The organism is Aurantibacter sp., assembly GCF_042094015.1.
Lineage (GTDB): Bacteria > Bacteroidota > Bacteroidia > Flavobacteriales > Flavobacteriaceae > Aurantibacter.
Genome location: NZ_JBELDZ010000100.1, coordinates 618 through 7,846, shown reverse-complemented (window position 1 = coordinate 7,846; position 7,229 = coordinate 618). Strand labels below are relative to the sequence as shown.

Genomic DNA, 7,229 nt, shown 5'->3' with positions numbered 1-7,229 from the left:
AAATGCGACTTGGATAATGAAATAATTAAATTACCTTTACGGGATAACAATGATAATTGTCTTACTATAACCCGATTTATTTACGGGATATCGGTGATAAAAGTTGTTATATAACACGTTACCTACCATTTGGAGCAACTTAACTAAATGAAAGACACCATTCACTAATTCAAGCTTGGAAAAACAACTATAACAACCGAATTTTATACTTCTTAATCGAAGTCATCTATGAAAAAAATCACCATTTTACTAATCCTAATTTCAATTTTTAGCTGTAAATCTAACCAAACCGCTGTCGTGCAAATTGACAAAAAATATGGACTAATTAACAGAAGTGGAGAAATGATTGTTCCACCAGATTATGGTTACATAATAAAAAGCAACAGTACAAACCTCTTTATGGTTGAAAAGGATGAAAAATATGGATTTATTAATAGAAAAGGAGAAATCGTTATTCCGATAATTTATGACGATGCGAATCCATTTTATCAAAGACTATCTGCAGTTCAAAAAGGTAAAAAATATGGATTTATTGATACAAAAGGAAGAGTCAAAATTCCATTTAAATACGACGACATTTTTTTAGGATTTTCTAAAGGAGTTTCCGATGTAACAGTAAATGATAGTTGTGGCTATATTAATAAACGAGGAAAGATGGTAATTCCAATAAAATATGAAACCTGTTATCCATTCTTATCGGATTTGGCTCACGTTATAACATTTGACGAAGAATCATTTTTAATGAATAAAAAAGGTCAGTTGATTGAATATAATAAAGAACTACACGAATACAAAAAATTATGGTCGCCTCTTAATTCTTATCCTGGAAGTTTCAAAACTTCAAGTGGTAGAGGTCGAGTAAATAAAAAAGGAGACACAATTATTCCACCTCTTTACAACGCAGTTGGTAATTTTTACAAAAAAAGAGCAATTGTTGAAAAAAACGGAAAATGGGGTTTATATAATGATAAAGGAATTTTGATATTAAAACCAACATTTGATGACCTTGGACATTTTTCGGAAGGACTTGCCAAATTCAAACAAAACGGATTTTGGGGTTACATAGATAAAAAAGGAGAAATAATAATTGAACCAACTTTTGAAAGTGCTGGACAATTTCAAAGCGGTTTGGCATATGTTAAAACAAACGGACTTTATGGTTTTATAAACAAAAAAGGGGAAATAATAATTGAACCGAGATTTGATAAAGCTTTGAGTTTTGAATAGAAAAAAACGGTAGGTAACACCGTATATAATTTATTGCTAGTTCTAGCCTACTTACGAAAATCCTCGCGGATTTTCTGTTCGGTTTTTATTTGCTAAATTAGGTGCTTAAACCACGCAACAAACCATATACAACAACGTTGTAGCTAATATCGCTAACTCAATTGAAAACGAATAATATTAAATAAAAGTAACGTTAAAAACTAACGGAGACATAAACAGACTTGGCGATAAAATTAGAACTGAATTCCCTAATATTCAAACTTCTACAAAAGAACAAATTCAAGAACACAGAATCTCTTTCAAAGAGACAACAAATGCAACTTTTAATTCTTTAAGCTCATTAAGTAAAAGAGTCAATAAAAACGCAATTATAACATATCGGATTAAACGAATTGATACAATTATTGGAAAGCTCAAACGAAAAGAAAACACCAAAGACGAACAAAAATTTGCAAGAATGTGGGATATCTCTGGATGTCGATGCATCGTTGATAATGATAGAGAAGTTTATAAATTAGAAAAGTTAATTTCTAAAAAATTTACAGTTAGAAAAAGAAGAGACTACATTAAAAAACCTAAAGCAAATGGATATAAGTCTCTTCATTTATATCTGCAATTACCTAATGACAGTAAGGTTGTTGAAGTGCAATTAAGAAATAGACTTGACCATAACTGGGCAACGCTTGTGGAAATAACCGACCTGATTTTTGAATCACAATTAAAAGAACTTGGGAAAGATAAAAAACTAGAAAAGTTCCTTTTGTTATTATCAAAAAGAAAGTCTCTAACATTTGATGATAAAAAATATATAGCAAAAATTTTACGTCAATATAATTACTTTGGTAATTTAAGTAATGTCTTTACTCGAAATTATTTAAAAGTTAGAAATAGATGGCTTGAGCTTGAAATGAGGGAAAACCACAAGTTTTTTCTAATTGAAACTAAAAAAGATGAAATTCCAAAAATAGATTCTTTTAGTATTTTTAATAGAGCAGAAAAAGAGTATTTTAAAAGATATTTAAGTAATCAAAATTCAAATATAGTTTTAACTCACCTTCTAAAACCTAGCTACAAAAATATAAGTAGTGCTTATTCAAATTACATATTAACAGTACACAGTATTTTAGATGATATAAACATTATTTTAAGAGAGCTAATTATCGAATCCGTAAAAGAAAAAAAATATTTCTCTTTTTTAAGATATTACAATCTTTATTTATCAATACTATATGACCACATTAATAACTTAAATTCAGAAATACTAGTTGCAAATAGTAAAGGTAAGGTTCCTAACAGAAGACAACAAAGACAAAATGAATGGACGAAAGACATTCAAAGACAAAAAGATAAAATTATTAAAAACGATAAGAGATTATTTGAAGAGGCTAATAAATATAAAATTGAATCCAGAATTACTGAATGGTTTTTGACAATTTCATTAAAGCTAATTTTTAAAAAAAATAGAAGAAAAATTAAAAAATACTAGCTACAACAACGGGATATAACTAATAAAAAAGGATCAATTTTATATAAAATTAATCCTTTTTTTAATTCTAACATTTTTGTTGTTTTCTACCCTCTAGAGTAATTATCTTAATACTACTTCACTACAAAATCAAAATATTGATTCTTAAATGGTTCACTTTTTAAAGTAAAATGCCACCATTCTTGCATATAATTTCTAAAACCATTTTTAGTCATTACCTTTTGTAATAAATCTCTATTTTTTCTGTGTTTTTTTTCTAAACGTGGCGCTTTAACCCAAGATTTTTGCCCAAAAAAATCATACGGCGATCCCATATCTAATTCTTTACCAGTTTTTAAATCTATAATTGTTAAATCTAAAGTACTTCCGCTAGAATGTCTAGAATTAGAAGCAATATATCCAGCAGGAATTAACTTACGTTTATCAACATCTGGATAATACTCTTGTTTCATTAAAGTATCGTTCTCCACTTTTGCCCAACGCACAAAATGGTTTACAGCTTGTTGTGGTCTATAAGCATCGTAAACTTTTAAACCTAAACCATCTTCTTTTAAAATAGCTTGAACCTTTTTTAAAGCAACTGCTGTTTGTAGAGTCATTATAATTACTGGTTTCTCATAGCCATCTATAACTTCACCAACAAAATTATTTTCGGTACAGTAACGAAGTTCTTCAACTAAATCTGGTATTAATTCTTTAGCATACACAAAACCTTCTGGTAACTGAGCAAAAGTTAATTGTGTTATTAAAAAAACAAAAAGAAGCGTTAATTTTTTCATTTATAAAAGTTTAAAGCTAATTTAGAAAATAAAAACGATATGTTGTTTACCTCCACTCCACTAGATCTTAATTTACCAGATTCAGACATTAGTTATTTAGATTGTTTTTTTTCGGATGTAGAAAGTCAAATATTATATAATCAGTTATTAAATCAAATTCCTTGGCAACAAGATGACATTACAGTTTTTGGAAAAACATACAAACAACCAAGATTAACAGCTCTCTTTGCAGAAAACAGTATGCCTTATTCCTATTCTAATATTAGAATGTATCCACATAAATTCTCAGCAAATTTACTAAGAATTAAAACTAAGGTTGAGGAGTTTTCTGGGTATAAGTTTACAACCTGTTTAGCTAACTTGTATAGAAATGGCAACGACAGTAATGGTTGGCACGCAGATAACGAAAAAGAGTTAGGAACAAACCCAATAATAGCATCTGTAAGTTTTGGAACATCTCGGTTTTTTCATTTAAAACATAAAAAAAATAAAGAACTGAAGAAAAAATTAGAATTAACATCTGGTAGTTTGTTACTCATGCAGGGCGAAACTCAGCATAACTATTTACATCAAATTGCAAAAACTAAAAAAGAAATTGGTTCAAGAATAAACCTTACCTTTAGAATAATAAATTAAATTTGCAAACGTTTTTATTTTTGGCATTTTTATTGTTTTAAACCAACAAAACATATTATTATGAAATACTTATTTTTATTAATAACACTTACTTTTTCTCAAATTAATTTTGCACAGCAGGACAGCTTATATGTAGCAAAAGAAGTTGAAATTAATACGTTTATAAACGGAACATTATTAACTCCAAACAACTCTACAAAACCAAATTTAGCTATTATAATTGCTGGTTCTGGGCCAACGGATAGAGATGGAAATCAGAATTTCTTAAAATCTAATAACTTAAAAAAGCTTGCTATTGGTTTATCTCAAAATGGTGTTGCTACGTTTAGATATGATAAACGAATTGTTAAGCAAATTAGAAAAGGTAATGTTGATAAAAATATGATGTTTGACGATTTTGTTACCGATGCTAGTTCTGTTTTAGATTACTTCAAGAAAACAAACGCATACAATAAAATTTATATGATTGGGCATAGCCAAGGTAGCTTGGTTGGCTTATTAGCTGCTAAAGACAAAGCTGATGGTTTTATTTCTTTAGCAGGCGCAGGACAAAGTATTGATAATATTATTATAGAACAAGTTACCAAAACTGCACCACAATTTAAAACAGATACAGAACGTATTTTTGATGTTTTGAAAAAAGGCGAAACAACCTCGGATTTCCCTGTAGCTTTAGGATCACTATTTAATTTAGGTGTACAACCATTTATTGCTAATTGGATGCTATATAATCCTGTTGAAGAAATTGCTAAACTAAATATGCCTTGCTTAATTATTAACGGAACTAAAGATTTACAAGTTTCTGAAGCTGAAGCTAATTTATTAAATGACGCTGCAAAAAATTCAACTTTAAAAATCTACGAGAATATGAATCATATTTTAGTAACTATTGAAGGTGATGATCTTGAAAACTCTAAATCTTATAATGAACCTTATCGTAAACTTACAGAAAACTTAGTTTCTGATATTGTGGAATTTATTAAGAAATAAAATCTCTATTACATAAAACAAAAAAGGTTAGCATACGCTAACCTTTTCTGTTTTTAAAATATTTCTAAAAACAGAAAACGCACTACTTAAGTAATGCGTTTTCATACTAACCAACCAAAAATATGTAATTAAGACTCTTATAGTTAGGTAACCACACCTGTTATAGTCAATATCCTAATTACAGTTTATACAAAGCAAATGCTGTGCCAAAAAGAAATTAATAGTTTTATAAGTTTATTAATATTCCTTATTTTGCAGATAAATATAAAGATATTATGCAATCAGAACCATTTATTACTAACGATGCTATAGTTTTTGGAATACTAATGCTTTGCTTAGGTATTGTTTTTTATACAGAAAGTAGAAAAACAGGCTTTTTTCCAAAGTTTTATAAATATGTACCAGCATTATTAATGTGCTATTTCTTACCTGCAATTTTTAGTTCGTTTGGTATTATATCTCCGGAAACATCTCAAACTTATTTTATTGCAAGTCGTTATTTACTACCTGCGTCTCTGGTTTTAATGACATTAAGCATAGACTTAAAAGCAATTTTTAATTTAGGCCCAAAAGCCTTAATTATGTTCTTTACTGGAACTGTAGGTATTGTAATTGGTGGACCAATTGCTATTTTATTGATATCCATATTTTCTCCAGAAACAGTTGGTGGAGCAGATTTTGATGCTGTTTGGCGTGGTTTAGCCACATTAGCCGGAAGCTGGATTGGTGGCGGAGCAAATCAAGCTGCTATGTTAGAGATTTACGAATTTAATCCAGAGAAATATGGAGGAATGGTAATGGTAGACATTTTTGTAGCTAATATTTGGATGGCTATTTTATTATTAGGAATAGGTAAACGTAAAAAAATAGATAAATGGTTAAAAGCAGACAACTCTGCTATTGATGCTCTACAAGAAAAAGTTCAGAAAATCTCTGAGAAAACTACAAGAAATCCAAGTGTAACAGATTCAATAACTATTTTATCTATTGCCTTTGTAGCAGTTGGAATTGCGCATTTTGGTGCAGAATATATCCCTACATTTCTAAAAAACAATTTTGAATTGGTAGCAGATCCTAAAAGTGCTTTATCTTCTTTTGGTTCTGGTTTCTTTTGGTTAATAACTATTGCAACCATTATTGGTGTTTCATTATCTTTTACAAAAGCAAAATCATATGAAGGTGCTGGAGCTAGTAAATTAGGAAGTGTCTTTATTTACATTTTGGTAGCCACTATTGGAATGAAAGTAGATTTAAGTGGAATATTAGAAAACCCTGGATTAATTTTAATTGGTATTGTTTGGATGACAATTCATGCTATTTTATTAATTGTTGTTGCTAAACTTATTAGAGCTCCATTTTTCTTCTTAGCTGTTGGTAGCCAAGCCAATGTTGGTGGCGCTGCTTCTGCTCCTATAGTTGCTGCAGCTTTTCACCCAAGCTTAGCTACAGTTGGTGCATTGTTAGCTGTATTTGGATATGTAGTTGGAACTTATGGCGCACTATTATGTGCTGAATTAATGCGAATCGTTTCAGTAGGTTAGTATTTTAATTTTTTAAATAAGATATTTGCCAACTTAAAAAATCACCTAAAGAATGAGATATTTATTATTACTTAGCTTTATTACTGTAATGTCTTGCGGAAAAGACACTAAAGATATGACGGTTAAAGGTCAAATTAAAGGCTTAAAAAAAGGAACAATTTATTTAAAAAAGGCTAACGACTCTACTATAGTTATTGTAGATTCAACAAAAGTCAATGGAACTTCAACTTTTGAAATGTATGCAGATATAGAATCGCCTGAAATGTTTTTTATTGAATTAGATAAAACTACAAAAGCAGATGAGCGTATTTCTTTTTTCGGAAACAAAGGTATTACAGAAATAAACACAACACTTAAGGACTTTGCATTTAAAGCTAAAATTAAAGGTTCTAAACAACAAATTTTAGTTGAAGAGTACCTTACAATGATTTCTAAATTTAACGACAGTAATCTAGATTTAACTAAAGCCAAATTTGAAGCTTTAAAAATAAAAGATACTATTGCTTTTAAAGACATTGAAAACAAGTTAAATAGCTCTACTAAAAGAAAGTATCTTTACACCACTAATTT

General features: G+C 29.2%; 7 protein-coding genes. 6 read left to right on the top strand and 1 reads right to left on the bottom strand.

Annotated features, from left to right (window positions below):
* The first annotated feature begins 228 nt into the window (after window positions 1-228).
* Both ACFDSN_RS11350 and ACFDSN_RS11345 read left to right on the top strand, forming a co-directional pair.
* Window positions 229-1,227 carry a WG repeat-containing protein gene (locus ACFDSN_RS11350; RefSeq protein WP_375239971.1) on the top strand — a complete coding sequence of 333 codons (999 nt, stop codon included), beginning with the start codon at window positions 229-231 and terminating at the stop codon, window positions 1,225-1,227.
* Between the two features lie 181 nt (window positions 1,228-1,408).
* Window positions 1,409-2,713: a RelA/SpoT domain-containing protein gene (locus tag ACFDSN_RS11345; RefSeq protein ID WP_375239972.1), complete on the top strand. Its 1,305-nt coding sequence runs from the start codon at window positions 1,409-1,411 to the stop codon at window positions 2,711-2,713.
* A 113-nt stretch (window positions 2,714-2,826) separates the two neighbouring features.
* On the opposite strand, the gene ACFDSN_RS11340 is transcribed toward ACFDSN_RS11345, so the two are convergent.
* Window positions 2,827-3,492: a M15 family metallopeptidase gene (locus tag ACFDSN_RS11340; RefSeq protein WP_375239970.1), complete on the bottom strand. Its 666-nt coding sequence runs from the start codon at window positions 3,490-3,492 to the stop codon at window positions 2,827-2,829.
* 39 nt (window positions 3,493-3,531) lie between these two features.
* Here ACFDSN_RS11340 and ACFDSN_RS11335 point away from each other — a divergent pair, with 39 nt between their 5' ends.
* The 4 genes from ACFDSN_RS11335 to ACFDSN_RS11320 all read left to right on the top strand — a co-directional run.
* Window positions 3,532-4,128 carry an alpha-ketoglutarate-dependent dioxygenase AlkB gene (locus ACFDSN_RS11335; RefSeq protein WP_375239969.1) on the top strand — a complete coding sequence of 199 codons (597 nt, stop codon included), beginning with the start codon at window positions 3,532-3,534 and terminating at the stop codon, window positions 4,126-4,128.
* A 60-nt stretch (window positions 4,129-4,188) separates the two neighbouring features.
* Complete coding sequence (locus tag ACFDSN_RS11330; protein WP_375239968.1) at window positions 4,189-5,118, top strand: alpha/beta hydrolase; 930 nt, start codon at window positions 4,189-4,191, stop codon at window positions 5,116-5,118.
* A gap of 275 nt (window positions 5,119-5,393) precedes the next feature.
* Window positions 5,394-6,659 carry a DUF819 domain-containing protein gene (locus tag ACFDSN_RS11325; protein ID WP_375239967.1) on the top strand — a complete coding sequence of 422 codons (1,266 nt, stop codon included), beginning with the start codon at window positions 5,394-5,396 and terminating at the stop codon, window positions 6,657-6,659.
* 52 nt (window positions 6,660-6,711) lie between these two features.
* The coding region (locus tag ACFDSN_RS11320; protein WP_375239966.1) for a DUF4369 domain-containing protein at window positions 6,712-7,229 on the top strand (518 nt) is incomplete at its 3' end.

Bases quoted from the DNA above. Each gene is read 5' to 3' on its own strand.
- ACFDSN_RS11335 (WP_375239969.1), top strand. From the start codon at position 3,532: ATGTTGTTTACCTCCACTCCACTAGATCTTAATTTACCAGATTCAGAC.
- ACFDSN_RS11330 (WP_375239968.1), top strand. From the start codon at position 4,189: ATGAAATACTTATTTTTATTAATAACACTTACTTTTTCTCAAATTAAT.
- ACFDSN_RS11350 (WP_375239971.1), top strand. From the start codon at position 229: ATGAAAAAAATCACCATTTTACTAATCCTAATTTCAATTTTTAGCTGT.
- ACFDSN_RS11340 (WP_375239970.1), bottom strand. From the start codon at position 3,492: ATGAAAAAATTAACGCTTCTTTTTGTTTTTTTAATAACACAATTAACT.
- ACFDSN_RS11325 (WP_375239967.1), top strand. From the start codon at position 5,394: ATGCAATCAGAACCATTTATTACTAACGATGCTATAGTTTTTGGAATA.